The sequence below is a fragment of the Sphaerisporangium sp. NPDC004334 genome, from assembly GCF_053602655.1.
Genome location: NZ_JBSGDZ010000004.1, coordinates 86254 through 111643, shown reverse-complemented (window position 1 = coordinate 111643; position 25390 = coordinate 86254). Strand labels below are relative to the sequence as shown.

The window sequence follows — 25390 nt, the reverse complement described above, 5'->3', positions numbered from 1 at the left end:
GGGCGGTCGCCGCCGGGGCGGTGGTGTCGTGATGAGCGTGGTCTTCGCCGGGGCGGTGGTGTCGTGATGAGCGCGGTCGTCGTCGGGCTGCTCGCCGTTCCCCTGGTGGGGGCGCTGCTCCTGGTGCTGTTCCCCGGCCCCGGGCGGTGGCCCTGGTACGGGGCCGTGGTGTCCGGGGTGACGCTGGTGCTCGCCCTGGTGCCCCTGGCCCGGTTCGACTACGCGCGGGCCGCGCGGCCGCAGTTCGAGATCGACGCCGCCTGGATTCCGGGCCTGGACCTGCGCTTCCACCTCGGCATCGACGGCATCTCGCTTCCCCTGGTCGTGCTCACCGCGCTGCTGACCTTCCTGTGCTTCGTGTACCTGGTGCGCCACCGGCCGGAAGAGGGCCGCGTCCGCTCCCTCGTGATCACGCTGCTGGTGCTCGAAGTCGGGATGATCGGGACATTCCTCGCGCTCGACCTGCTGCTGTTCTTCGTGTTCTTCGAGGTCGTGCTCGTCCCGATGTACTTCGTCATCGCCGTGTGGGGCGGCGGGGGACGCCGGGCGGCGGCGGTGAAGTTCATCCTCTACACGCTGCTCGGCTCGGCCGTCCTGCTCCTCGGCCTGCTGCTGGTCTGGGCGCACACCGGCACGCTGGACATGGCACTTCTCGCCCGGCGGCACGGCGCCGGGATGTCCCACGGCGTGCAGGTCCTCGCCTTCCTCGCCATCGGCCTCGGCCTGGCCGTCAAGGCGCCGATGTGGCCGCTGCACACCTGGCTGCCCGCGGCGCACACCGAGGCCCCGACCGTCGGGTCGGTGCTGCTCGCCGGCGTGCTGCTGAAGATGGGCACCTACGGGTTCGCCCGCATCGCCATCCCCATCGTGCCGGAGGGGGCCGCCGCGCTCGCCCCCTGGCTCGGCGCGTTCGCGGTCGCCGGCATCGTGTACGGCTCGCTGGCCTGCCTGGCCCAGCGCGACCTCAAACGCATGATCGCCTACTCCTCCGTCGGGCACATGGGGTTCGTGCTGCTCGGCCTGGCGACGCTGACCCCCGTCGGGATGAACGCGGCCCTGTTCGGCAACATCGCCCACGGTCTGATCACCGGCCTGCTGTTCTTCGTCGCGGGCGGGATCAAGGAGCGGTACGGGACGGCCGACATGTCCCGGCTCGGCGGCGGCATGCTGGCCCGGATGCCCTACGTCGCCTCGCTGCTGACCTTCGCCTGCGTGGCCTCCCTCGGGCTGCCCGGTCTGGCCGGGTTCTGGGGCGAGATGCTCGCGCTGCTCGGCGCCTTCCAACCGGCGCAGGGACTCTCCCGGCCGCTGTTCCTGGTCTTCATGGCCGTCGGCGGCCTCGGCACCGTCCTCACCGCGGCGTACTTCCTGCGCATGCTCTCCCGCGTCACCCACGGCCGGTCGCCCGACGCCGGGCCGGTGCCGGGAGAGCCCCTGGCGGAGGCGCCACCCGGCGAACCCGCGTCCTTCGGCGAACCCGCGTCCTTCGGCGAACCCGCGTCCTTCGGCGAACCTGCGTCCGAGGAAACCCCGGGCGGCGTCCCCGAGGAGACCTGGGGCGAGGTCCCCGCAGGGGCTCCGGGCGGCGCGCCTGCGAAGGTTCAGGGCGCCGCGCCCTCGGAGGTTTCGGGCGGTGTTCCGGTGGCGGTGGCGGGCGGCGTGCCCGCGCCTCGCGGGCCGATGCCGGATGTGAGCGCGTACGAGCTGGCGGCGTGGACGCCCCTGGTGGTCCTCACCGTGGCGCTCGGGCTGTGGCCCAAGGCGCTGCTCGCCGTCACCGACCCGGCGGTCCAGGCGTTCCTGGGGGCACGATGATCCAGTCCATCGACTACGCGGCCATCGCGCCGCCGCTGATCCTCGCGGTGGTGGCCGGGGCGGTGCTGCTGCTCGACGCGTTCCTGCCCCGCGGCGGGCGCACGACCACGGCACTCGGACTCCTCACGCTGGCCGGCGTCCTCGCCGCGCTCGCCGTGGTCGTCGCGCAGGCCCTGCGGAGCGGGCGCCTGGCGACCTTCTGCGTGCCCGCGGGCCTGGACCGGGGCACAGCGGGCACAGGGGGCACCGGGGGTACAGGGGGCGCCGCCTCCTCCTGCTCCTTCGTGGTCGACGGCGTCACCCTCGTCTTCGGCGCCGTCGTGCTCTGCGCCGCCGTCGTGGTCGTTCTGCTGTCCATGGCGCAGCTCGCCGACCGGACGATCCCGCCCGGCGAGTGGTACTTCCTGCTGCTGTGCACCCTCACCGGCGCGGTCACCCTGCCGGCGTCCCGCGACCTCATCATGCTGGTGGTCTCGCTGGAACTGGTCTCGCTGCCGGTCTTCGCGCTCGCCGCGCTCAAGCGGTACGACGCGCGGGGCTCCGAGGCCGCGCTCAAGCTGTTCCTGGTCTCGGTGATCTCGACGGCCGTGATGCTCTTCGGCGTCTCGCTGCTGTACGGCGTGACCGGGTCGGTCCACCTCGACCGCATCGCCGCCCGGCTCCCCGTCTCGGCCTCCGCCTTCCCCCGCATGTACGTCGACTTCGTCGCGTCGGGCGGGGCGGCGGCGGCGGACGGGCCCGGCCAGGTGCCCGCCGGCGTCCTCACCGTGGGCGTCGTGCTGGTGCTCGCCGGGTTCGCGTTCAAGGTCGCGGCGGTGCCGTTCCACTTCTGGGCCGGGGATGTCTACCAGGGCGCCCCGGTGCCCGTGGCGGCGCTGCTGTCGGTCATCTCCAAGTCCGCCGGGTTCGCCGGGCTGATCCTCGTCCTCACTACGGCGCTGGCCGGCCAGGCGGGGATGTGGAGGCCGCTCGTGGCGGTGCTGGCCGCGCTCACCATGACCGCCGGCAACCTGCTGGCCCTGCGGCAGCGCCACGCCGTGCGGCTGCTGGCGTGGTCGTCGGTCGCCCAGTCCGGGTACATCCTCGCCCCGCTGGGCGTGGCAGGAAAGGCGGCCGTGTCCGCGTCCATCGCCTACCTGGCGATCTACGCGGCCATGAACATCGGCGCGTTCGCCGTGGTCATGGCGGTCAGCAGAACGGCGGAACGCAACGAGCTGGACGACTACCGCGGCCTGGCCTTCCGCGCCCCGGTGCCGGCGCTCGCGCTGGCGTTCTTCCTGATCTGCCTGGCCGGACTGCCACCGGGACTCGCGGGCATGTTCGCCAAGATCGTGGTGTTCCGCGAGATCGTCCAGGGCGGCGCGGGCTGGCTGGCCGTCGTCATGGCCGTCAACACCGTGATCGGGCTCTACTACTACATCGGCTGGACCGCCCGGCTCTTCGTCCCTGTCCCGGTCACCGGCCCCGCCACCGGCCCGGACGAGGGTCACCGCGTCGACCGGCTCGCCGGGCGTGCCCCCTCCCCGGCGGTCACGGTCGCGATCGCGCTCGGGCTGGCGGCCTCCGTGGCCTTCTCGATCGCACCGCAACTGGTCCTCTCCGTGGCCGGCTGACCCCGCCGTCCGGGCCCCTCCCGCGCACGCCCCACCCGCCCTGTCCCTTGTCCCAGCGTGCCGGCAACGGCCTTTTCCCAGCGTGCTGACATCGCGCGCCCGCCTGCCCCGGTCGCGCAGCTGGGAACGTTGGGGCAGGCCGCGAACGTTGCCAGTAGTGAGCGCAGCGTTCCGAGAGGGGGAAGCGTGCACAACAACGGCCTGCGTACCGCAGTGCTCATGGGCGCCTTGTCGGCTCTGATCCTGATCGCGGGATCATGGCTGGGAGGCGGCCGGGGCGTGCAGGTCGCCGTGCTCGTCGCCCTGGCCGCCAACGCGGTCGCCTACTTCTTCTCCGACCGCATCGCCCTGTCGGCCATGCGGGCCCGCCCGGTCGGCGAGGTCGAGCAGCCCGGCCTCTACCGCATCGTCCGCGAGCTGTCGACCGACGCCCGCCAGCCGATGCCGCGCCTGTACCTGTCGCCCACCGTGCACCCCAACGCCTTCGCCACCGGCAGGAACCCGCGCAACGCATCCATCTGTCTCACCTACGGCATCGTGCGATTGCTGGACGAGCGCGAGCTACGGGGAGTGATCGCCCACGAGCTCTCCCATGTGTACAACCGCGACATCCTGATCTCCTCGGTGGCCGCGGCGCTGGCCACGATCATCACCTACTGCAGCTATCTCGCGGTCTTCTTCGGCGGCTCCGCGGACGACGACGAGGGGCCGGGGTTCATCGGCGCGCTGCTGATGATGTTCCTCGGCCCGGTCGCCGCCGGGATGATTCAGATGGCGATCTCCCGGTCCCGCGAGTTCCAGGCCGACGAGTCGGGCGCCCTGCTCACCGGCGACCCGCTCGGGCTGGCCTCGGCGCTGCGCAAGATCGAGATGGGCGCGCGCGATCTGCCCCTCCCCGAGGAGAGCCGGCTGACCTCCGCCTCCCACCTCATGATCGCCAACCCGTTCCGCGGGGCAGGGGTGGGCAGGCTGTTCTCCACCCACCCCTCCACGGCCGCCCGGGTGGCCCGCCTCGAACGCATGGCCGGCTACCGCCGCTGACCCCCGCTTTGACCCGTCCCATCACCGCACCTTGCACGTCGTCCCGCCCGCTCGTCCCGGCGGGTTCGTACGCCTTCCCGGCTTTCCGCAGCGATTCATGCACTCCTCCATCCGTCACGAACGCAGATGAGGGCACGGCAGGCCGGGTCCGGTCATCAGATCGCGATGTTCCGCGGGGGAGTTGAGGATCTCGATCGGGACGGGGTCTAGGAGCGGTCGTGCGCGGGGTCGGTCTCCTCGGCCTTGAGGGCGGGCAGGCCGTCGATGCTCTCCCGGTTGTGCTTGGCGCGGTAGGCGCGCCGCTGCCGCACGTCTTTCCGCTCTCCCCACTCGTCGAGCAGGGTGCGATCCTCGTCGAAGGACATGTGCGGCACGGCGAAGCCGCAGGAGTCGGCGATGCGGTCGCATTCCACGACGATGATCGACCGCACGCCCGGGTGCGGCCCGAAGCGCCCGAGCAGCCGGGCGAACTCCGGGTCGCCGCTTGTGAGGACGCGGCCCCGGCCGGACAGGCGCACGATGTTCGGGGCGCCGGAGAACGCGGCGAACATGATGGTGATGCGCCCGTTCTCGCGGAGGTGCGCGATGGTCTCGACGCCGCTGCCGTCGAGGTCGAGGTAGGCGACGGTGGTGTCGTCCAGCACGGTGAAGGTGTCGGCGTACCCCTTGGGGGACACATTGACGTGCCCGCCGCTCTCGGGTGCGGTGGCGACGAAGTAGACCGGCTGCTCGGAGATGAACGTGCGCAGCCGGTCGTTCAACGCGTCGTAGACCTTGGCCATTTAGCCCTCCTAAGACCCGATATATCGGACTTTATAGGAGGAGGCATCGGTCATTCCCCGGGGAGATCGGTCATTCTCCGGGGAGCCACCAGGTGTAGATCCTGCCGCGTACCCCGAACGAGTCGATCTTCTTCAGCGCGCCGTCGGACGGGTCGACCCTGCTGGCCGTCACCCGCGTCAGCGTGCCGTCGTCGCTGGAGCGCAGCCGCCAGAGCGTCAGCTTGCCGGACTCGTCCCAGTCGAGCCGGTAGGGGCTCTCGGAGGAGGGGACGTTCAGGTCGACGGCCGGTGAGACCGCGTCCGTGGACAGGTCGTACAGCCGCAGGCGCGGCCTGCCGGACGTCGGGACGATCACGACCCCCACCGTGACGCCGTCGTCGGCGAGCGCGATGGGCGAGTTGTTCGACACCACCTGCGGTACCTCCCGGCTCTCGCCGGCCTGGCCGTCGGTGTCGTACACCGTGAACTCGGTGGTGTTGTCCGCGGTCGTGCGCGACAGCAGAACGCGCCGGCCGTCGGGGCTGAAGCCCTGCACATCGTCCTTACCGGGCAGCTTCACGACCTCGCCCGACCTCAGGTGCACGACGAGCGTCGGCAGCTTGCCGCTCGCGTCGCCGTAGTCGACCACGACGGTGTCTCCGTCGTGGGAGAGCGTGGCCGCGACGTCCTCCATGCCCAACCTCTTCGGCAGCTTGGCCGAGGAGCCGGGGAGGCCGTGGCTGCGGCCGCTCGCCACGTCCTTCCACACCAGCTTGTGGTCGGACCTGCGGAAGTACACCACCCGCGAGCCGTCGCCGCTGACCGCGAACGGGGCGCTCGACTCCTTGTCCGGTCTGCCGTCGGCGCCGCGCGGGTAGACGGTGGCCTCGGGCACCTTCACGGTCTTCCCGTCGCGCAGGCTCAGCGTCCATGAGCCGCACGGGATGACGTAGTCGCCTTTGCCGCAGCTCGCCACCCAGGCGTACCTGACCGCCTTGCCGCTCGCTGTGTACGTGGTGTGCCTGGTGCTCTGGGCCTTCGTGGTGGAGGCGGCTCCCGTGAACGCCTCCGCCGGGCCGGTGAGGGCGGTGGCGGTGGCCATGGCGGCCATCGCCAGCAGTGCCATTGTGCGCGTCCGCTTCATGCGTGGTCCTCTCGTCACCCTCAATAGATGCAGGTCTCCGACGAAAAGTTGAGTCACGATTCAGCGTCGGCCGACCCCCGACCGGCGACCACAAAACAACAGCAGCCACTATCAGCTATCAATCGCGATATGTCGCGCTATGTCGATGCGTTATGCCCCGTCAATCGACGCAATTCGGTCATCCGCCACCCATCTTCTGTCCCCCTGGCCCCACGCTTTCGCCACCCCGGGACCGAGCTCGGGGCGGTGGCCACGATCCGCCACGACTGCGGGGCGGATCGGTGGCCGGGCCGGCTGATCAGATCTTCTGCCGTCGCCTCACTGTGACGAACGGTGGAGGTCGCGTTCGATACGTGTGCTCACGTTGCTCAGCACGAGCAGGCGCATGAAGTCCTCCCTGGGCAGCTCGCTGAGCGCGAGGGCGGCGCGGGATGCGGCGCTCGCCGCCTCGACCGGTGAGGCGTACAGGGCGCTCCGCAGGACGACCAGCGTCTGACCTGCCAGATCCAGCCGGTCCTTCTCACTCACGTCAGGTGCGTCTCGGAGCATCTTCGCCCGTATATCACCGGCCTGCCGGCTCAATTCCGAGCGTAGGGCGTCTCGTTCTCCCTGGACCTGCTCGCCGTGATCAAGTATTCGCAGGACCTGACCGGGAAGCGGACCTTCGAGTGCGGCAGCCGCGATGACGACGGAGACGACCTGTCTGAGGACGGCAGAGGCCATCGCCGGGGACGGATCGTCGAGGATCCGCGCGAACTCCGGCTCGTCCAGAAAGGGCGCTCGGGGGTACCGGTATGCGGCTGGAACGAGAGGGTCCGGGAGCGCATCGGTGATTTTGAAGACGTATCGGGGGGATCGCAACCACTGGGGAGTCAGGGGCTGCCCGCTGATCTTCTCTCCCAGCGCGAGGACGCGCGCCTTGAGTTGCTCGGTCGTAAGACCTCGGTGCAGGCCCACTCCGGCCAGAACGCCGTCCAATGCGGCTGGATGAGCTCCCGACCGTCGCTCGAGGTCGAGAAGGTCGAAGGCGGTTTCGGTCACGCCGTCTACGGCGTAACCGATGGAGCTGTCCAGCTCGACGTTCCAGTGGACGTTGAAAGCTCGGCCCCCTACGGAGAGCGACTCCAGGATGACGTTCCTCGAGCCCTGATATCCACCTGGTTCGTACGCGATCGTCCAATCGCCGATCGTGGCGAGCTGCACCAGTTCAGCTGTGTCGTCTTCTTCGAGTTCCTCGATATCGTCTTCCGTGGCCCACAGCCCGGTCTCCACGTCCGCGCCGAACCTGCGCGCCACCTCGTCCAGGTCACGCTCCTGACACCAGGTCAGGCACAGCTGCCTCGACAAGCCGGCGTGCAGTAGCTCCGAGTACCGCGCATCAGCGGAGCTCATATCGTCACCTCGGAAACGTGATCCGCCGGGGAGCAAGCGTCAACACCGTACAGCTCCGCCTTGGCGCGGCGCCCATGGTCACACCGGACACGTACGTGGGGAGGGGCCCGAGGCACAGGAGAGAGCGCGTGCCCTTGTGGGCGGCGCGCTCGGCCATGTGCCCCGGATGTGCCCCCCGCGGGCTCCGCCCGATGAGCCGGCAGGTCAGAGCCGTGAAACTCGGCTGGCTAGCGGTAATTCGTGAACTGCAGGGCGATGTCGAGGTCCTTGCCCTTCAGCAGCGCGATGACATCCTGGAGCTCGTCCTTCTTCTTCGAGCTGACCCGCAGCTCCTCCCCCTGGATCTGCGCCTTGACCCCCTTGGGCCCCTCGTCTCGGATGATCTTCGAGATCTTCTTCGCATGCTCCTGGTCGATGCCTTCCTTGAGGCCGACGACCAGGTGGTACTCCTTGCCGGACAGCTTCGGCTCGCCCGCGTCCAGCACCTTCAGCGACAGCCCGCGCTTGATGATCTTCTCCTTGAACACGTCAAGGACGGCGCTCGCGCGTTCCTCGCTGTTGGCCTTGATCTCGATGTTGTTCTGACCCGACCAGGCGATGCCCGCGCCCGTGCCCTTGAAGTCGAAGCGGTGCCCGACCTCCTTGACCGTCTGGTTCAGCGCGTTGTCGACCTCCTGACGGTCGATCTTGCTCACCACGTCGAAACTGCTGTCGGCCATCGGTATAGGTGTCCTCTCTCGTCCCTCCGACCCTAGCGACCCGGGAGGTGTCGCGTGTGGATCAGGGCGTCGGCGGCCGTTGTCACAGCCGCCCCGGAAGTCCGCTATTCTTCTACCTGTCGCCGCGAGAGCGAAGACACGGCAGGTTGCCCGAGTGGCCAAAGGGAGCGGTCTGTAAAACCGTCGGCTCAGCCTACCCAGGTTCGAACCCTGGACCTGCCACACAAGCCTAAAGAGGCCCCTGACCAGCAGAGATGCGGTCAGGGGCTCTTTTGTTCGTGTCCGGTTGTGTCCGGCTGATATCGGTGTCCTACGGCTGTCCGTGCTGAATACGTGCTGAAGTTTCCGGGGCGTCGGGAGCGGTCTCCGTGGTGCGTCTGGTCGCCTCCAGGATGCGGCGCTTGGCGTCGGCGTCCTGGCCATCGATGCACTTGGCGTAGACGCGGAGAAGAACGTCCACGCTGTGCCCTGCCCACTCCGCCACCTGGGGAGCGGGGACGCCGGCGTTGAGCCACGTGGACACGGCGGCGTGCCGGAGAGCGTAGGGCACGCTGGCGAGCGGGGAGGCGGCCTCGCGCTCGGTGAACGCCTCCGCGCGTGCCTGGTGGAACACCTTCAGGTAGGCGCGGTCCGTCATGGCCCCTCCGCGGGGGCCGACGAACACCCGCCCATCCGGAGCCGCGCCAAACTCCTTCAGGTGCCTCCGGAGGAGAGTGACCAGCTCGGGATGGATCGGTACGGGGCGGGTGTCTCCCTGCGCCCGGTGCTTGAGCTGGCGGCGCTGGCGAGACCTCCCGCTGTCGGTCCACTGGGTGCCGGAACGCGGCTCAGCGTTGGTCAGCAGCATCTCTCCCCACCCCTCCTCCGGGAGGCTGACCAGGTGGTCCGTACGAAGGTCCACAACCTCCTCGGGCCGTAGAGCGGCGTAGTACATGCAGCCGAAGAACGCCACCATGCGTGCCCCGCGCTGTCCCTGCCGGCGTACGGCCATGAGCAGGCGGCGAGCCTGCTCCGCGTTCACCACGACGCGCCGGTCTACGGTGGTGAGCGTCTTCGGCTTGGTCCACTTCACGCTCTTGAGCGGGTTCGCCGGCAGGGCGCGGATCTCGCAGGCGTACTCCATCGCGTTGTTGAGGACCATGCGCTTGCGGTTGGCCGTGTTCGCCGCGGCCGGCGTCCCCTCCTTCGTCTTGCTGACCCTGTCGAGAATGCCTCGAACGAGCGCCGGGCCGCGGCTCTCCTCCACCAGTTCCGCGAAAGGGACCGTGTTGCGCTCAAGCCACTGCACGACGGAACGCAGTTCTTCTGGTGGCTCGATGCCGTCACGGATGCGGGCGCTGAATGCCCAGCTTCGGAGAACTTGCCGGATCTCCTCCCGTTTGGGTGCCGTGGCAGTCGTAGAGAGCAGGGCTTCCGTCGCGTCGGTCAGAGCCTCCGCGATTCCCCGGCGGTGGTTCGGCGACGCGTACGGCCATTTCGCGTCCGCATAGGCCAGCGCGAAGCCGTACCAGGTGAGTGCGGATTCCTTCCGCTTCCATGAAATCGGAAGCCCCGTTGCCAGGCTGAACGCCTCACCCTTGCGGGCGGCGGACACCAAATCTGATCGGAAAGACTCCGCCTGTGCGCTGGTCCGGAACGCCTTCCGCCGCGGTTTGGTCGCGGTCTTCCAGCGGACGGTGTAGGTAGTGACCTTCGCGCCCTTGTAGACCTCGGTCTTATAGACGCGGACGTCATAGGTGATGTCCTTCATCAGGCGGCGTCCTCCAGGGCCTTGAGCCATTGCTCGAAGTCGACGCGGCGGATACGGAGATCGCCATTAGGCAGCTTCAGGCAGCGAGGGGCACGCCCCTTGGTCCGCCAGTCATAGAAGGTTGATCGGGAGATCTGGAGTTCCTCGCAGACCTCGGCGAGGGTGAGCGTCCCTCGCGGTTTGGCCGTAGCCACGGGTGATGTCTCCTTTTTCGCGGTCAGGCGGTGGGCTGCCACAGTTCGGGGTGGACGGCGTAGCGCGGCGAGGGATTGCCGCGCGCACCAGGCGGGTCGGGCTCTCGGCGAATCCAGCCGAGGTGCTCCAACAGATCGAGAGCCGGGTCAAGGTCGGCGGCTCTTCTGAATCGGCGCTGCATCGCGCGGTGGGCCTCACGGCGGGTGAAGCGTTCGGGCCGTGCCCGACTGAGCCATTCCTGGACGGCGCGAGCGGCTTCCTGGTCGGGGTCGGCGCCCATGGCGTCAAAGGCGGCCAGTGCGTGAGCGATGAAGTACTCGCCCAGTTCCATCGCGGCGGCCATGGTGGCGCCGTCGATCGGGCGACGCCAGCCGTCGTCAATGTGGCCGGCCAGGTGGAGCAATCCGGCCAGGCGGGCAACCGCGCCGTCGAACTTGGCGGCCCAGTCGGCGATGTGCCCCAGATCACCGCTCTCGGGACGCAGCCGCGGTTCGGTGTTGCGGCGCTGCTCGGCGAACAGCGCGGCGGCCTCCGGCGACAAGATGAGCCGGGCAGGGTCGGTCCAGCCGTGCATGGTCAGCACGAGCCGTTCCAGGTTCGCGGCGTAGGCGGCGGTGACCAGTTCCGGGATGGGGTCGGGCTCGGTGTTGCGGTAGCCGACGTTGGAGGCCGGCAGGCTGTAGAGAATGCGGCCCAACAGTCCCTTGCCGCGGAACCCCGGCGACTTGGCGATCTCGGTAACGATCTCCGGTTGGACGGCGAGCCCGAGCGTCAGGGCAGGATTGTCCACCCGCTCACGACGGTCGCGCCGGTCTACGATGAGCAGGTCTCCGGCGTGCCCCTTGAGGAAGAGATCCAGGTTCGGGGTTCCGGAGTAGCGGCCGGCCAGTGTGGCGAAGATCCCACCTTCAGCGCTGAGTACGGCCAGGCGTCCACCCTGCTCGGTGAGCAGGGTGGTGGCGCTCTCAGGGGTGGCGTCGTCGGACACCAATCGGGGCTCTACCGGCACGGTGATGGCGTCCATGGCCAGGGCAGCGCTCTGAGCTTCGGCCAGCGCGTCGGCGGAGCTGTCACCGCGGGCGGTGGTGGCCTTGTGGGTGGCTTTCTCGGCGGCTTCTTGGGCGACCTTCTGGGCGATGCGCGCTTCGATGATCTGCGGTTTGATCTGCTCCTGTAGGAGTTTCTCGGCGGCCAGCAGCGGGCCGACGATCGCACGGAAAACGGGACTCTTGCGGGAGCCGGGTGGCATGGCCACCACGGTGTAGATGTTGACCGGCTCGCTCCAGGTCCCGCGTGCGCACACCAGGGCGCGGCCCCCGGCGGCCGTACTGATGGCAGCCAGGGCGATGCAGCCAGCCAAGTCGGGTGGGGTTTGGGTCTCCTCAGCCAGCGCGGTCACGAAGTCGGCCAGCCAGCTCGGGTAGACGTGGGCGGGGAAGGTCGGCAGTTGGCCACGCTGTCCGAGCGGCACCGGGAGTTCCCAGCTAGGCCGGTCTTGAGCGTGCAGGTCGGCCAGTACTTGGCCGGCGCCGACCTGGTTGAGGATGGCGTCGGCGCTGATGTCCGGCCGGTTGGCGGTCATGCTGCCCTCCGTGGTTGACGCTCGCCGGAGTTCAGGCCCGAGCGAATGGTGGCGAAGGCTTCCTGGGCGGTGAGTCCGATGGCCTCGGCGGCGGTTTGCAGCGCCGATTCGGCGAGGTGGCGCGGCAGTAGCCGAGCGGCGGTGAGCTGTCCGAGGGCGAACGCGGCGGCGTTGAGCATGTGGTTCCGCGTGCCGGGGGCCGCGGTGAGGACTCGTTCCACTTCGCCGCGGAGCGCGGCCAGGGCGTACCCGGCGGCGCGGTCGCCGCCGGAGGTGGCCAGCACGTCCCCCACGGACGTACCGGCGGTGGGAGCGGGTGCGGTCGGTGCCAGTCGTTCGGCCAGCCAGCCGGGCAACGAGGCCGGGTCGGCGGGGTGGATGACCTCGTATCGTCCGGCGCCGTCCGCGAGATTGACGACGCTGCCGGGGCCGACCACGTAGCCGCCGGTGGCGCGGGTGTCGATCAGCCAGCCGAGTTTCCCGCTGGTGTTGCCCAGGGTGCTGCCGGCCGGGGCGGCGTAGTACAGGTGCGTTCCGCCGCGGCGGGTGCGGACTTGGAAGGTCTCCAGGGTCGGGAGGGGCTGGCCGGTCTGTTCGCAGGCCAGGGCGAGCACGTCGAAGCCGTCGGCGACGCCGGGCAGGTCCCATGTGGGCGGTGGGTGCTCGCCCGGCTTGGGGGTGTCCAGGTCGAGCACCACGAGTCGGGAGGGGCCGCACGCGATGCCGATGTTGAACGGGCCGCGCGTCCAGGTGCGGCGGATGAGTTCGGGGTCGGTGGTGGCGTGGCGTTCCCAGTTGGTGAATCCGCGAAGTGGGCGCTTGTCGCCGGGGGTGAGGGGGAAGACGTGCCAGCCGCGGGAGGCGGCGGCCAGGGCGTATCGAGTCAGGTCAACCGGTGGCATCGCTGGTGTCCTCCTTGGGGCGGCGTAGGCCGCGGAACGGGCGTACGACCTTGGTGCCGTCGGCGCGTTGGATCAGGACGTTGCGGGGGCCGCCGCCGGGTCCCCAGCGAAGGAGGACCACGACGGGCTTTCCGCGTTCGAGGTAGGTCCCGCCGATCACGCGGCATCCCGCCGGGCGACAGCGAGGTGATCGGGGAGGAGATCGAGTAGGGCGGCGGTGGCCTGTTGGGGGACCACGCCGTTGCCGATCAGGTGGAGCTGTCCATTTCGGCTGATGTCGGGCACATCGGTGACCCATCCGGCGGGCAGTCCCATGAGCCATTCGGAGAAGGCGGGGGCGAGGCGCCGGCCGCCGCGGGGGGCCGGTTCGGTGGGGTCGGGGGCGGAGCGGCCGGTGAGGTGCTCCCATCGGCGGATGGCGGGTTCGTAGCGTCCCCAGCGGATGTCAGAGCGTGCAGGACGGCCGAGTTGTCGAGTGCCGGGGGAAGCATCAGCACCACGACGGTGCGCAGGTCCGGACCGCCCTGCCCCCGGATGCCGGTCCCGTTGGTGTCGGAGGTACGCGGTGTGGGCAACAGCGAGGACGCTGTCTCCGGCAGTCCCTCCCCGCTCCGGGTTCGCCCCTTCCCGTCCCGGGCTCTGGGGGTGGGCAGGCCAGGCAAGGATGAAGATTCGGGCGCGTTCGTGCGGGGCGCCGATGTCGCAGGCTCGAACAACCCGGTAGCGTCCCACGTAGCCGAGCGCGGCCAGGCGGTGAAGGACTCGGGCCATAGCGTGCCCGTCGTTGACAGACAGCAGCCGAGCGACGTTCTCGAACACGAGCAGCCGGGGTCGTGGCTCCATTCGGCCAACAGCGTCGGCGATGTCATCGAACAGCCACCTTTCGTCGTCCATGCCAAGGCCGAGGCCGGCGGATGAGATGGGCTGGCAAGGGAACCCGGCTGTCAGCACGTCCGGGGCGGGGACGCTCGTCCAGTCGGCGGCGCGGATGTCGCCGAGATTCGAGATGCCGGGAAAGCGGTGGGTCAGACAGCGGGCAGCGTTGGGGTCGTTGTCGGCGACCCACAGCAGCCGGGTCCGGAGCACAGCGGAGACGGCCAGGTCGAGCCCGCCGTACCCGCTGCACATCGATCCGGCGGTCAGCAGCGGAGACGTCATCGGGTGCCGTCCCGGTGGAGACGCCGGGCGTAGTTCCAGGCGTGGCGGCCGATGCGGAGGCGGAGGCCGGTGCCGTTGCAGTGGCGGCAGTCGTGCCAGCCGCGGCCGATGCGGTTGGGCTTGCGGCGCTTGCCTTTGCAGCGTCGGCAGCGGGCGAAGGGCTTGACGTAGCACGCTGCGGCGTAACGGAGAGTGGTCATGGCGGTGGTGAGGATCACCGCGATAGCGAGGAGCGTGAGGGGGTTCAAAACAGCCTCCAGGGCCGGTTTCAGGGCGTGGAAAGCCGAGGCCGCTAGCGTGCTAGCGTCCTGATCAGTTGCGGTTTGGGGCTGCTAGCGGGGGTGCTAGCGCTAGCAGGGGCAGCCGCTAGCGCTAGCACCCCTCGCGGGGTCAGCCGGACCCGTTGCGGCGGTTACGCTCTGCGATGGCGTCGGTGAGGTCGTCCAGTCGGATGCCGCGCCGGGTGACGGGCTTGCCGTCGATGCGCCGGCCGATCGAGGCGACCGTGACGCCGTGCGGCTTGAGCGCGGTGGTGAGCTGTTCGGAGGCCCATCCGGTGTAGATGTCAGGCCGCAGTTCGATCAGACGGGCGCACAGGGTCTCGTTCCAGGCGCCGGTTTCGCCGGCGGGCCAGACCTCGGCCAGGTCGGCCAGCAGATCGAACGTGGGGGCGTCCTGCCGGGTCTGGGTGCCTTCCTCGGGCAGGGTGCCGGCCAGGCCGCGCAGCTGCATGGCGCGGGTGACGACCTGCTTGGCCTGGTCGCTGTCCACCTCGAAGGAGCGGCGGGCGGCGGGCTTGCCGAGGCCGGACAGGATGCCCCATCCGGCCTCGGTGACCGGCTCGAAGACGGTGGCGCGGTAGCCCTGCTTGTACATCGAGGTGCCCAGGATCATGTCGTTGGCGACCTGGTCGGCCACGCTCATGCAGTAGCGGGTGTTGACGTTGCGGGTGATGCCGGTCGGCAGGCTGTCCTTGTCGGGGATCTGGGTGCCTATCAGCAGGATCACGCCCAGCGCGCGGCCCAGCTTGATGACCTTCTCCAGGATCTCCCCGGCTTCCTTGCCGTACTTGGCGTGCAGGAACAGCTCTTGGATCTCGTCAATGGCGACGATCAGCGGGTGTAGTCCCGAGCCTTTGAGTGAGGCCAACTCCGGGGTGACCTTGTTCTCCGGCGCCTTGCCGAGCGCGGCGTAGTGGGCGATGCGCTTGGAGCGGCGCTCGCACTCCTTGTACAGCCAGCGGATCATCGCGGCGCACCGGGCGATGGTCTCGTCGTCGAAGCCGTTGCCGTACTCGGTGCAGATCGGCTCCAGCACCTTGAAGTCCCCGACGCCCTTGAGTTCGTAGACGCGTAGCTCAGCGCGCGGGTCCAGGCTCGCGGCGAGCACGGCCAGGCGCAGGGCGAAGGTCTTGCCGGAGCCGGGCTGTCCGCCGACCAGCCAGTTACGGAAGATCAGGCCGGCGTTCACGGTGTCCATGCGCGGGGTGGTGGCGAACGGGAACGGCTTGAAGATGTCCACCTTGCCGTCCTTCAGGAGCGGCCAGGCGGGCTGCTTCATCTTGGAGGCCGGTTCGTAGCCGACCCACAGCGCCAGCCGTCCAGGGTGACCGTCGCCGGGCTCGGGCCACACCTGATCCAGCGGCAGCCGCATCCCGGAGGCCAGCCGGCCACGCCGGGCGACCACGTCGGCGGCTTCCACGCCGTAGGGCAGGTCCACGATGGCCAAGTGCCCGGGGCCGTCGCGGTGGATCTCCTGGGGGAAGCTGATGGCGTGCGGGTCCTTGGCAACGGCCTGGTTGATGCCGGAGATGCCGCACGACAGCAGGGCACGTCGTACCAGGTCGGCGGTCAGCTTGCGGTAGCGCGGCCCCTCGCTGACCCGGTCGGTGATCCGCGCGTCGTCCGGGCGTCCGGCGCGGGCCAGCGCCACCGTCGCGACCGCGACCGCGACCAGCCGCACCCAGACGGGCATGACGGCGGGCAGGTCGGTCAGCCAGGCCACCAGCAGCGCGATGACGCCGGCGATGCTGCCGGCCACCAGGACTGTCCAGCGCCAGCGGGACTGGCGCTGGCGCTGCTTGTCCAGCTTCAGCCACGTCTCCGGGTCGTTGCGGTCGGCGGCGTACTGCCGCAACGCCCAGTTGCCCTGCTCCGCGCTGGCCCAACGCAGCAGGCGACCCCCGGCGGCGAATAGGCCGGGCAGCGCGTATCGCACTGTCTTGAACACGTACTTGGGCGAGCGGACCGCGTGGTAGCCGACCACGTAGCCGGCGTCCTTGGCCTGCCAGATGAGCATGGCCTTGATGCCGTTCCAGGTCCGCAGTGCGGCCGGGATGATCGGCGCGCGCTGCTGGCCGTTGCGCATCTGGTAGGGGATCGCGTCGTCGTCGGGCGGGTCCACTGGGGGGCCAACGACCAGGTCTTCGACCGCGACCGTCTCCCGGTCGAAGAAGTCGTCTCCGGCCTCACCACCGGCGATGTCAGGTTGAGCGGCCTGGCGGGCGCGGCGGGCGGCGTCCAGTTCCACCACCTCGGCCCCGCCATCGGCGAGCGGCTTCAGCTCGGACAGATCCACGGGATCGGTCGGGCGGTGTCCATTGGTCTCGGTCGGGATGTCAGTCATGATGGGGTCACCTCGTGCGCGTTGCTGTGGGCGGGGTGGCAGGGCGCGGCCGGAGTCTTGGCGGATGAGGCCGTGCCCTGCGTGTCGTCGGGGCGCATGTACGGGGTGGGCGTGGTGGTCATGAGGTCATCTCGGTCTGCTGGTCGCTGCGGTGCCCACAGCAGGTCCGGCGGTGCTCGGACATGGCCGCGTGGATCTGAGCGACGGTGCGCCGGCGAGTGACGAGCATGCGGATGATGCTGGACACCGGAACGGCCAGGCACGCCAGGCTGGCGATGAGGGCGAAGGTGAACATGGCGGGCGGCTCCTTGGCCTACTTGGTGGTGGGAGGGTTGAGGGTGTCGCGGACGTCGCGGGCGTCGTCCATGCCGCAGCCGAGCACGCGCTGAAGCCGGTAGGCGGAAGGCGCGGCGGGCAGGTCCCCGGAGGCGATGAGGGCACGCGCACGCTCGACCAGAGCGGGCACGTTCGGCCCCGGCGTCCTTACCGGATCATGGGTGTTTCCGCCGTACGTAAGGCCGGTAAGCCGTTCGGTCCCGGTGTGATCCAGGGCGGTGAACGCGGCCAGGATTATCGGTAGGGCGGTCACGATGGCAACCGCGACGACTGGCCCCAGGATGTGCAGCACCAGCCGGGATAGGGAGAAGTTCTCTCCCTCGGCCAGCGCCCACGGCAGGTGCGGCCAGGCGTTCATGCCGAGCGTCAGCCCCAGGAACAGATACTCGATTCTGACCAGCTTGGGATCGCTGAGCGGCTGACCGCGCGTGCCGAGGTAGGCGCGGGCACCGACGACTACCAGCAGAGCCAGGGACATGAACGGCTCGACCAGCCACGCGAACAGCCAGCCGGGCGACCAGGGGGCAGCGCCATCGGCGGCGAAGGACTGCACGCCCGCAGTTGACCAGCCGAGCGCGAGGGTCAATGACATCATGGCGGCGGTCACGAGCACGCGGCGCATGCGGGCGGCCTGCCAGGCACGCATTGCTGAGTCCTGCGCCAGCTCGTGCAGCCGGGCCGCCTCGTTGGCCTGCTTGCGGCGCTTGCGGACCTTGGGCGTGTCCAGCATCAGCGGGGCGTCGTCGTCCTGAAGGGCGGCCAGCGCGTGCGCCTCGGCCACCTCCGCGCGGAGCTGGCGCACGCGCCGGGTCTCGGCGTCCGGGGCCGTTCGCCGAGCGGGGGGTACCTGCGCGGCCAAGTGGCGCTCCAGGTCGGCCAGCCCTCGGGCGACGTCGTCGGGGGTCGGTTCGGGGGTGGGGGTGGTGATGCTCACTGGTGGTGTCCCTTCGAAAGGACGGGCTTGGGGATGTCGCGCTGTCCCACCTTGGAGTTGATCTGAGTGGGGATGGTGATCACGGTTCCCTCTCCCTTCACCGGTCGTTGTAGGGGCGGCGGGGGCGACGCGGGCGGGTGGTGGCGGGCGTCGGGCGGGGCGTGCGGACGTCACCGGTCAGGGAGCGGGCGTCAACGGTGAACGCGCCGGAGACGGTCAGTTCCGCGGGGGCTTTGACGGTGATGTCTCCGGAGGTCGCCGAGGCCGTCAGGTGGCCGGCGTCGGTGGCGTAGGCGGTGATGTCGCCTGAGACGGTGGTGAGCTGTCCCGATCCGCCGAAGTCCTCAATGTGGATGTCGCCGGAGGTGGTGGAGGCGGTGACGGTCTCGGTGCGTCCGAGGCGGATGTCTCCCGAGACGGTCTGTACGGTCGCGTGGTCGGGGTAGTCGGCGCGGATGTCGCCGGAGGTGGTGCGTGCGGTCAGTTTGCCGCAGCCGTCCATGTCCAGGTCACCGGACACCGAGGTGTGGTCAACCCATTCCAGCTCGCCGCGGGCGCTCACTGCGGCGGACTTGGTCCGGACGCGGAGAGCGGAACCGTGCGGGAGTCGGACCTCGGCGCGAACGCCGGATGTGACGACCGCGCCGGATACGACGCGCCCGTTGATCACGCTGCCGGAGATGTGCATGGTGCCGCCGGTCACGATGACGCCACCGTTGATGTTGTTCGCGATGACCGTTCGGCCACCGTTGCTCGTGACGATGGTCATGCCGGGTTGGTCGGGGGTGGGGATGTTGACCGTGATCACGCGGGCCTCGGCGGAAAGCGTGGCGTCGTCGAGGGCCTCGGCGGGGCCGGTCAGCGTGATCTCGGTGTGGTTGGTGTCGGTGACCTGCACGTTGATCTGACCGTGTGGCATGGTCAGGTCGAGCACCACGGGGCCGGCCATGGGGGCGGACAGGGTTCGTGTCTTGGTGGTCATGGTTGCGGGATCTCCTGTGGTTAGAAGGCGGAGGAACGGGCCAGGCGGCGGCAGGTGCGGCAGGCCGGGACACAGCGAGCGCCGTGGACGGGGCAGCTCTGCGCCGTACGGCTGACGGCGGTGCCGCAGCGGTGACACCCGGCGGCCTTACAGCGGCGAGAGCCGCACTCGGGGCAGCGGAGGCGAGCGCGGGCCATCACGCCACCTCGCTGCCGGCGTCGTCGGTGAGGCTCAGCAACTCGGAGGCGGTCAAACCGGCCCACACGCCCTCCTCGGGACGCACCGCCAGGGCGTAGGCCAGGCACTCCGGCCGCGCCGGGCACCCGGCGCAAAGGGCCTTGGCCTGCTCCTCGCGCGCCAGTCGAACGGGCTCCGGCTCCTCAGTGAAGGCGTCGGGACCGGTGAAGAGATCCGCGTCGGCGCGTTCGCATGTCGGCGCGGCGTCGATCAGGGCGTTGCGCAGATCGGTGATTCCACCTGTACCGGCAAGCTGCCGTGCCAGGTGGTACCAGCCGGGCCGGATCGGGTCCTCGCCCGGCAGGGAGGCGAGCGGGGAGGTCCGCAGAGGGCGGGTCATGGTGGGTTGCTCCTTGTCGGGAGTGGGGGAGCGGCCCCGTGTGGCCGCTCCGGCGTGAAGGTCAGCCGAGGGCACCGGCGAAGGAGACCAGCGCGTCAGCCACGGTCGTCAGGCCGTTGAAAGCGGCGGTCGCGACGTCCGCGGCCTTGACCGGGTTGCGGACGATGAAGAACAGAGCCAGGGCCGCGAGCAGAAGCGGAAGAAACCGGCTGGTCTTGGGTGTGGGGGTGGGGAGCATGGTGGGTCCCTTCGGCTGGAACCTTCTGTACAGGTTCTAGAAGATATGGAACATGTACAGTCGCGAGGAGTCAAGGCTTGCGGCTTGGCTTCTTCGGGGGATTCCGCCGTGCGGGGCCTTGGCCTCTGTGACTGACTCCAGAGAACCGCAGGCCAAGGGCCGCGGGGCAGAGTGCTCGCAGGGGTGCTCAGTTGCACTGGGGGTGATTTTCGGGGGTGATTTATCCCTGAGCTGGACGAACAAGATCTACGGATTTCGCCAAAGAACTGGTCGAACCGCCTTGACGAGAGTCATCCTGACCTTGACGGCCATGATCGGAGGTGAGGATGTCCCGGACGTCTAACCTCGCGCTGGCAGAGGCCATGCGCCGGGCGGACTGTTCAAACAAGGGGCTCGCGTCGCGGGTCCAGCTCGTTGCGCAGGAGGAGGGCGTAATCCTCCGGTGCACTCACGTGGACGTCAAGCGCTGGCTTGATGGAGTCCGGCCCCGCCCCGCGACGGCGAACTTCATAGCCGAAGCGCTCAGCCGCAAAGCCGGCGTGAGGTTCTCCCTGGAAGACATCGGTATGGGCGGGGTGTTCACCCCGACGACTTTGGAGCGGGGACTTGAGTACGCCGATGCTGTGCCCGAGGTAGGTTCCCGGTTGGTCGGGCTCACCCGCAGAGACTTAGCGGACGATCCGCTTGCCGTAGAGGCTGCCGTGGTGCCCTCCGCGTGGACGCAACCGCTTCTGACCTGGTTGCTGTCGAGGCCCGAACCGCTGCCGACAGGGGGTGGCGTGCAGGTCAACGTGGGAGAGTCCGATGTCCTGGCTGTCCGCATGACCACGCGGCTCTTCATGAAGCTGGACTTCCAGTTCGGTGGCGGGCACGCTCGCGCGGCCCTGGCGCAGTATTACGTTCGCGACGTAAGTCCGCTCCTGGAAGGGAAGTTCACGGAGTCCGTCGGGCGAGAGCTGTTCTCTGCCGCTGCCGAAGTTGCTCAGCTTCTCGGCTGGACGGCCTACGACCTGGGACGCCATGGCCTCGCTCAGCGCTACATGATCCAGGCGTTGCGTCTAGCTCAGGCTGCGGGTGACCGCATGCTTGGGGGGCGGCTACTCGGCAACATGAGCCACCAGGCGAATTACCTGGGGAACTTCCATCAGGCGATTCAGCTTGCCAGGGCAGCGCAGGAAGGATCAAAGGGGGTCGCGAGCGCCACCACCATGGCGAGCTTTCTTGCCATGGAGGCTAGAGCCCACGCGGGAAACGGTGACGATGCGGCGTGTTCCCGAGCGCTTCGGGAGGCGGAGAAGCTCTTCGAGGGGCGGAACGTCGGTGACGACCCCGAGTGGATCAGCTACTTTGATGACGCCGAATTGGCGGGCGAGGGTGCGCACTGCTTCAGAGACCTGCGGAAACCGCGCATCGCACAAGAGTTCGTCGGGCGGTGTCTCGAACTCACCGATCCCGTTTACGCTCGTACCCTCGCATTCATTCGTCTAGTGCAGGCGGCTACATACGTTCACCAGGGTGAGCCGTGTCAAGCCGCCGTCCTGGCGACCGAAGCTGTTGAGTTGGCTGGGTCTCTCAAGTCGATGCGCTATCTCCGCTACGTCTCCGATCTCTGTGCCGACCTGAAGGAGTATCGCGGAAATCGTGAGGTCGAGAGCTTTCGGGAGTTAGTGGCCGGCAAGTACCCGTCGGTCGCCTAGAACGGCGTCCACGAGCGCGGTGCATCGTCATTGCGGAGCGAAGCGAAGCGCGTTCTGAATTCCTCTGCGACCCGTTCGCTCTCGTTGACGTTCTGCATGAGCCAGGTGGTCATTTTGAGTTCGTTGATAGCGCGGAGTACGGGGAAGCCTTCCCATCTCATCACGTCGAAGCCGTAGGTGTCAGTGAAGCTCTCGTATTCTTCGGTGCTGTGCCAGCCGATGAGACGTTCTGTCGCGGTAACGGCCAGGTCTGTTTCCGGCGGGCCAAAGGCGAACCGTTCGAAGTCGATGAGCAAGACCCTGCCGTCAAGAGTCACGATGAGATTCTGCTGGTGAGCATCTCCATGCACTGCACAGGGAGTAAGCGGGTATCGGAGGCTCTCATATTTCTCGCGCAGCTCAGCGAGACGGCCCTCAAGGAACTCATGATCCTTCTCCGAGAGAGCCTCTGTCTTGGCAATACGCTCGGATACGCGGCCGAAGATGTCGAATTTTGGCAGCGGAAGATCTGGGGGGACGGGGAGATGGTGTAGCTGTCGGAGAATCCGGGCAAGGTCTCTGACGCTCGCTTTCTCTCCGTTGTTCTCAATAAGACGCCAGAAAGTGACCGGCCTATCTCTGATCAATAGAGGCTGCTCGTAGTCCGCGGGCTCTGACGCTGGTAGACCTGATTCGCGTAGCCATTCGGCGACGGCAACTTCTTTGGTCGCGTCGGGAAGCACTTCGGCGTTACGAGCGATCCTGACGATGAGCTTTTCCGTTGCGAGCTGGAATATGGCGTTTTCGCCCAGGCGGAGGAGCGCTGCGTTTTCTGCGCGGAGGCCAGCTTTACGGCATGCCGCATTGAGAGTCTCACGTGCCTCGGGGGCAGTGAAGGGTGGGGGAGTGCTTTGTAGCTCGTTCAATGGGGCCTGCCTGTCCGTTGGTCGATGCACGGTCTACCGCTGATTGTGAGGAGGAGTGACGATTCGTCCAACCCCTCTCCTGCTTGTGATGATTCCCTCTGCTTCTAGCAGAGCTATGGCGCGTCTTACGGTAACTCGTGCTACCCCGTATTGCTTAGCAAGCGTGGATTCTCCTGGAATGCGAGATTCCTCCGGGAAGTCTCTTGAGAGAATCGCCTTTCGGATGGAGTTCGCAACCTCATCGGTGCGGGTCATGGCGCCCTGTGCGTCGCCCACGAACCAACCTTTACCGTGTACCGCTGTGATATGGCCTTCAGCGGCCAGCAGTTGGAGGGCCTGGCGTGCGGTTCCTTTGGATACCCCATGCTGCTCAGCCAGTGTTGACTCTGGCGGGAGCTGGCTGCCCTGCGGAAGCTTGCCGCTGCTTATGTCGTGGCGCAGAGCCACGGCTACGGCCTCATACCGCGTCGAAGGGGGGCCGGGCTCGCCGGATGCTGCACCGACGACACGTCGGCCCTTGCCCATCTCGCTCACCACCAGGCCGAGACGCTCCAGCTCGGCGACTGCCTGTCGAACGGTGCCCCGGGCAACGCCATACGTGCGCACAAGGACGGCGTCCGACCCCAGCATGCCGCCCGGCGGTGGATCGCCGGCCTGTATCCGGGCGCGGAGGTCATCCGCGATCCGGCGGTATGCGGGTTGCTCGTTGCGCTGACTCATTGTGCTCCCAAGCTGAGGAACATTGCCCTCCAGGCTACGACGGCACGCCTTGGCATCCGCCGCTGAATTTGACCATGGTGACCGGTTCCCAGATGACCGTAGAGGATGCTGCAAAAGGGGGCCGATGCCTGCGGGGCTGCCTCCGCTCCGGTGACAGCGGTGACACGGTTGGAGAAGACTAGGCTCTCGCAGGTGGGAGCATCCCTTCATCGTCACCGGGTTCGGTGACAGCCGTTGGCAGCGGTGACACCATCCCGGAGCCTCTCGGTTGCCTGTCACCGCTGTCACCCCTCCGTCAATCAGGCCGGTGACGCCCCAAACGTACTTCTGAGCTGCGGAAACAGCCTAGGCCGCCGATGCTGTCACCGCTGTCACGCATCGCTGGCGTCGAAACGGGAAGCGCATCAGGCGTAGCGGGTAGCGAGGCGGTCGAAGAAGTCGTTGAGCATCCGCGAGGTGGCTGGCGAGCCAATGAGTTCGGCGCCACCGAATCGGTAAATCTCGTACCCCTTCAAACGTAGGTCGCGGTCCTCGGCCATCATCGCGGCGTATCGGCGTGGGCTGGCCTGCCCTTCATCGTCGGCGTAGTGATGTTTGCCGTCGCATTCGATGACGACACGAACTCCATGTGGCAGCAGCAGGAGAAAATCCATGCGCTGTCGTCCAAGGGGTGACGTGCCCGGTAGGTAGCGATTGCGCGTGTACGGGTCGTAATGAAGATATACCTGAGGGATTAATGCCGGGATGTTGGGGCCAAGTTTGCTGTATCGCTTCGCGTACGCATGCAAGATTCGCCGCTCGGCGTCATTGCCGCCTAAGGACTGGTCTAGCCGGTCGCGCAGGCTACGACAAATGTCCTCCGTGGGCGCGCCGTTCATCCCCTCGCGATCTCCCCACCAGTCAAGGAGATCGGCCCAGGTGAGACCCTGGGCAGTCAGGCGCCGGTCGTATACCAAACAGCCTCGCTCATTCTTGACGATCCGTATGTCGTTGTTGACTGCGTCTTCAAGCACGATCTCAGGCTTGGGCCCGATGGCGGCGAAAATCAGGTTTTTCATTGCGCCGCGCACGCCAGAGCCGATTCGACGGGGGCCGAAGATCGGTGCGTCGCTTATCGCGTCGATCTGAACAAGTTCATAGCCGTCTTTTCTTAAGACTTCATTCAGGAAACTGTGCAGTCGTTCGACGTCGGCTGGATCGGTCCGCACGACTGGATGCAGCATTTCTGCGAGGAATTGAAGTAACATTTCGTCGCTGTTGGCCAAGTCGAAACGTTCATCCTCGAAGATCCAGTCGTCGTCCCAGTCGTAATTCCATAGTCGGTGTTGGGCGATATCATGGGTTGCCTTGGTGTAGCGGGAGTCACTACTGGGAAGTGCGTCGAGGTCATAGAGTCGAGCCAAGAATTCCACCTCATCGAGCCCTCCACTCCATGAGACTCGCATCTTGGTGAGTCCCTCAATGAGCCGGCGGCGGGTTACATCGGTGATGTACCGGGATGGAGAGATCATGGCCTCCTGCGGGAGCGCTGGTGGGTGGACGGTGGCTTCGTAGCTGTCTTACCGGCCCGCGGTCTCAACTGTCCATGCCTTGGAGCCCCAGGTCTACGCGGAACCCGTGACGTGGCAGAGGGGTGCGTTTAATGTGAGTTCGTGAGGCTCCCCTGGCTCGAACGACTTCGTGCATGGCGTAGGGCGCACCCTTTGGCAGAGCGGCCCAGTGTTCCCCGTCTGTACCTGACAGCTCTCGTCGGGGCAGCTTGGTTGTTCTGGCTTCCTTGGGCCTACGCGACCGCCGTGCACCGTGCTGACTGGAACTATTACGTCGCCCCCTTCTTCGTGGGGATGCTTCTCGCTGTTGCGGTCGTCCTGAGCTGGGCTTCCGCCAGCCAGAAGAAGTACCTGAGTAACGGGCGGGGGTACCTGGCCTGGCTGGCGATGGGGCTGCCGGTCGCCTTCATGGCACTGGTCGGTTGGGAGGGCGGTTACGAGGTCGGAGGCGGCGTCCTCGCATTCATTGGGGTAGTTCCTGCCGTGCTGGTGGGTTGGGCTTTCGTGCTCTTGTGGCGGCATCGCATGGCCGACTGGCGCGAGCACGGGCAAGCGGGGCCGAATTAGCGATCACAGCGGAAGACGGGCCTCTCAGGTGACCGCAGGGGGCCGTTCGGCTGAGGGGTGGCCCCATTGGATGTGCAGGGTCTTCATCGCTTTGCGGGGGCTCTGAACCTTGATCGTGCGGAATGCGTGCTGAGATGTCCGCGAAATTCGATGTCTGCGCAGGTCAGAGCGTTTTCGTAGCGGGACT

The 25390-nt window shown here is 67.9% G+C and carries 26 protein-coding genes and 1 tRNA gene; 6 read left to right on the top strand and 21 right to left on the bottom strand.

The features are described 5' to 3' along the window. The first annotated feature begins 66 nt into the window (after positions 1-66). The 3 genes from ACWEN6_RS05940 to htpX all read left to right on the top strand — a co-directional run bounded on the left by ACWEN6_RS05940 (position 67) and on the right by htpX (position 4469). Positions 67-1815 (top strand): NADH-quinone oxidoreductase subunit M, encoded by a 1749-nt coding sequence (locus ACWEN6_RS05940; RefSeq protein WP_452569180.1) that lies wholly within the window; start codon positions 67-69, stop codon positions 1813-1815. Further along, positions 1812-3428, top strand: coding sequence for an NADH-quinone oxidoreductase subunit N (locus ACWEN6_RS05935; protein WP_452569179.1), 1617 nt, complete (start codon positions 1812-1814; stop codon positions 3426-3428). The genes ACWEN6_RS05940 and ACWEN6_RS05935 overlap by 4 nt, the downstream gene beginning before the upstream one ends. Before the next feature lie 186 nt (positions 3429-3614). After that, positions 3615-4469: a zinc metalloprotease HtpX gene (gene htpX / locus ACWEN6_RS05930; RefSeq protein WP_354838095.1), complete on the top strand. Its 855-nt coding sequence runs from the start codon at positions 3615-3617 to the stop codon at positions 4467-4469. 206 nt (positions 4470-4675) lie between these two features. Here htpX and ACWEN6_RS05925 read toward each other — a convergent pair whose 3' ends face one another. The 4 genes from ACWEN6_RS05925 to ACWEN6_RS05910 all read right to left on the bottom strand — a co-directional run bounded on the left by ACWEN6_RS05925 (position 4676) and on the right by ACWEN6_RS05910 (position 8485). Then, the gene (locus ACWEN6_RS05925) at positions 4676-5251 is read right to left on the bottom strand and encodes a pyridoxamine 5'-phosphate oxidase family protein (protein ID WP_452569178.1); all 576 of its coding nucleotides are present in this window, start codon (positions 5249-5251) and stop codon (positions 4676-4678) included. A gap of 70 nt (positions 5252-5321) precedes the next feature. After that, positions 5322-6374 (bottom strand): hypothetical protein, encoded by a 1053-nt coding sequence (locus tag ACWEN6_RS05920; protein WP_452569177.1) that lies wholly within the window; start codon positions 6372-6374, stop codon positions 5322-5324. Positions 6375-6692: 318 nt separating this feature from the next. Next, a complete protein-coding gene (locus ACWEN6_RS05915; protein ID WP_452569176.1) occupies positions 6693-7766 on the bottom strand; it encodes a DUF6461 domain-containing protein in 1074 nt (357 codons plus the stop codon). Between the two features lie 227 nt (positions 7767-7993). After that, on the bottom strand, positions 7994-8485 hold the full coding sequence (locus ACWEN6_RS05910; RefSeq protein WP_354838109.1) for a YajQ family cyclic di-GMP-binding protein: 492 nt from the start codon (positions 8483-8485) through the stop codon (positions 7994-7996). Between the two features lie 140 nt (positions 8486-8625). Here ACWEN6_RS05910 and ACWEN6_RS05905 point away from each other — a divergent pair. After that, a tRNA-Tyr gene (locus tag ACWEN6_RS05905) sits at positions 8626-8707 on the top strand. Positions 8708-8795: 88 nt separating this feature from the next. On the opposite strand, the gene ACWEN6_RS05900 is transcribed toward ACWEN6_RS05905, so the two are convergent. The 14 genes from ACWEN6_RS05900 to ACWEN6_RS05835 form a co-directional block, all read right to left on the bottom strand. Further along, positions 8796-10235, bottom strand: a complete 1440-nt coding sequence (locus ACWEN6_RS05900; protein ID WP_452569175.1) for a tyrosine-type recombinase/integrase — start codon at positions 10233-10235, stop codon at positions 8796-8798. Continuing rightward, a complete protein-coding gene (locus tag ACWEN6_RS05895) occupies positions 10235-10429 on the bottom strand; it encodes a helix-turn-helix transcriptional regulator (RefSeq protein ID WP_452569174.1) in 195 nt (64 codons plus the stop codon). The genes ACWEN6_RS05900 and ACWEN6_RS05895 overlap by 1 nt, the downstream gene beginning before the upstream one ends. A gap of 23 nt (positions 10430-10452) precedes the next feature. After that, on the bottom strand, positions 10453-12012 hold the full coding sequence (locus ACWEN6_RS05890; RefSeq protein ID WP_452569173.1) for a YfjI family protein: 1560 nt from the start codon (positions 12010-12012) through the stop codon (positions 10453-10455). Further along, positions 12009-12914 (bottom strand): bifunctional DNA primase/polymerase, encoded by a 906-nt coding sequence (locus tag ACWEN6_RS05885; protein WP_452569172.1) that lies wholly within the window; start codon positions 12912-12914, stop codon positions 12009-12011. The genes ACWEN6_RS05890 and ACWEN6_RS05885 overlap by 4 nt, the downstream gene beginning before the upstream one ends. Next, on the bottom strand, positions 12901-13074 hold the full coding sequence (locus tag ACWEN6_RS05880) for a hypothetical protein (RefSeq protein WP_452569171.1): 174 nt from the start codon (positions 13072-13074) through the stop codon (positions 12901-12903). Before ACWEN6_RS05880 ends, ACWEN6_RS05885 begins: the two co-directional genes overlap by 14 nt. Beyond that, a complete protein-coding gene (locus ACWEN6_RS05875) occupies positions 13071-14072 on the bottom strand; it encodes a DNA cytosine methyltransferase (protein ID WP_452569170.1) in 1002 nt (333 codons plus the stop codon). The genes ACWEN6_RS05880 and ACWEN6_RS05875 overlap by 4 nt, the downstream gene beginning before the upstream one ends. Continuing rightward, positions 14069-14272, bottom strand: a complete 204-nt coding sequence (locus ACWEN6_RS05870; protein WP_452569169.1) for a hypothetical protein — start codon at positions 14270-14272, stop codon at positions 14069-14071. Before ACWEN6_RS05870 ends, ACWEN6_RS05875 begins: the two co-directional genes overlap by 4 nt. Positions 14273-14462: 190 nt before the next feature. Continuing rightward, on the bottom strand, positions 14463-16697 hold the full coding sequence (locus tag ACWEN6_RS05865) for a cell division protein FtsK (RefSeq protein ID WP_452569168.1): 2235 nt from the start codon (positions 16695-16697) through the stop codon (positions 14463-14465). Then, complete coding sequence (locus tag ACWEN6_RS05860) at positions 16694-16819, bottom strand: hypothetical protein (RefSeq protein WP_452569167.1); 126 nt, start codon at positions 16817-16819, stop codon at positions 16694-16696. The genes ACWEN6_RS05865 and ACWEN6_RS05860 overlap by 4 nt, the downstream gene beginning before the upstream one ends. Continuing rightward, complete coding sequence (locus ACWEN6_RS05855; RefSeq protein WP_452569166.1) at positions 16816-16992, bottom strand: hypothetical protein; 177 nt, start codon at positions 16990-16992, stop codon at positions 16816-16818. Before ACWEN6_RS05855 ends, ACWEN6_RS05860 begins: the two co-directional genes overlap by 4 nt. 18 nt (positions 16993-17010) lie before the next feature. After that, positions 17011-17967, bottom strand: a complete 957-nt coding sequence (locus tag ACWEN6_RS05850; protein ID WP_452569165.1) for a hypothetical protein — start codon at positions 17965-17967, stop codon at positions 17011-17013. A gap of 97 nt (positions 17968-18064) precedes the next feature. Beyond that, positions 18065-18949, bottom strand: coding sequence for a DUF4097 family beta strand repeat-containing protein (locus ACWEN6_RS05845; protein WP_452569164.1), 885 nt, complete (start codon positions 18947-18949; stop codon positions 18065-18067). A gap of 196 nt (positions 18950-19145) precedes the next feature. Further along, complete coding sequence (locus tag ACWEN6_RS05840) at positions 19146-19526, bottom strand: WhiB family transcriptional regulator (protein ID WP_452569163.1); 381 nt, start codon at positions 19524-19526, stop codon at positions 19146-19148. Positions 19527-19587: 61 nt separating this feature from the next. Then, the gene (locus ACWEN6_RS05835) at positions 19588-19764 is read right to left on the bottom strand and encodes a hypothetical protein (protein WP_452569162.1); all 177 of its coding nucleotides are present in this window, start codon (positions 19762-19764) and stop codon (positions 19588-19590) included. A gap of 326 nt (positions 19765-20090) precedes the next feature. Between ACWEN6_RS05835 and ACWEN6_RS05830 the strand changes: the two genes are divergently transcribed. Beyond that, the gene (locus ACWEN6_RS05830) at positions 20091-21461 is read left to right on the top strand and encodes a hypothetical protein (RefSeq protein WP_452569161.1); all 1371 of its coding nucleotides are present in this window, start codon (positions 20091-20093) and stop codon (positions 21459-21461) included. Here ACWEN6_RS05830 and ACWEN6_RS05825 read toward each other — a convergent pair. The 3 genes from ACWEN6_RS05825 to ACWEN6_RS05815 form a co-directional block, all read right to left on the bottom strand. Further along, a complete protein-coding gene (locus ACWEN6_RS05825) occupies positions 21458-22366 on the bottom strand; it encodes a phosphotransferase (RefSeq protein WP_452569160.1) in 909 nt (302 codons plus the stop codon). The two genes, ACWEN6_RS05830 and ACWEN6_RS05825, sit on opposite strands and share 4 nt — an antisense overlap. A 33-nt stretch (positions 22367-22399) precedes the next feature. Then, a complete protein-coding gene (locus tag ACWEN6_RS05820; protein WP_452569159.1) occupies positions 22400-23086 on the bottom strand; it encodes a GntR family transcriptional regulator in 687 nt (228 codons plus the stop codon). Between the two features lie 404 nt (positions 23087-23490). Beyond that, positions 23491-24597: an AbiJ-related protein gene (locus tag ACWEN6_RS05815; RefSeq protein WP_452569158.1), complete on the bottom strand. Its 1107-nt coding sequence runs from the start codon at positions 24595-24597 to the stop codon at positions 23491-23493. Positions 24598-24849: 252 nt separating this feature from the next. Here ACWEN6_RS05815 and ACWEN6_RS05810 point away from each other — a divergent pair, with 252 nt between their 5' ends. After that, entirely contained in the window at positions 24850-25203 is a 354-nt protein-coding gene (locus ACWEN6_RS05810; protein WP_452569157.1) for a hypothetical protein, read from the top strand. The last annotated feature ends 187 nt before the right edge of the window (positions 25204-25390 follow it).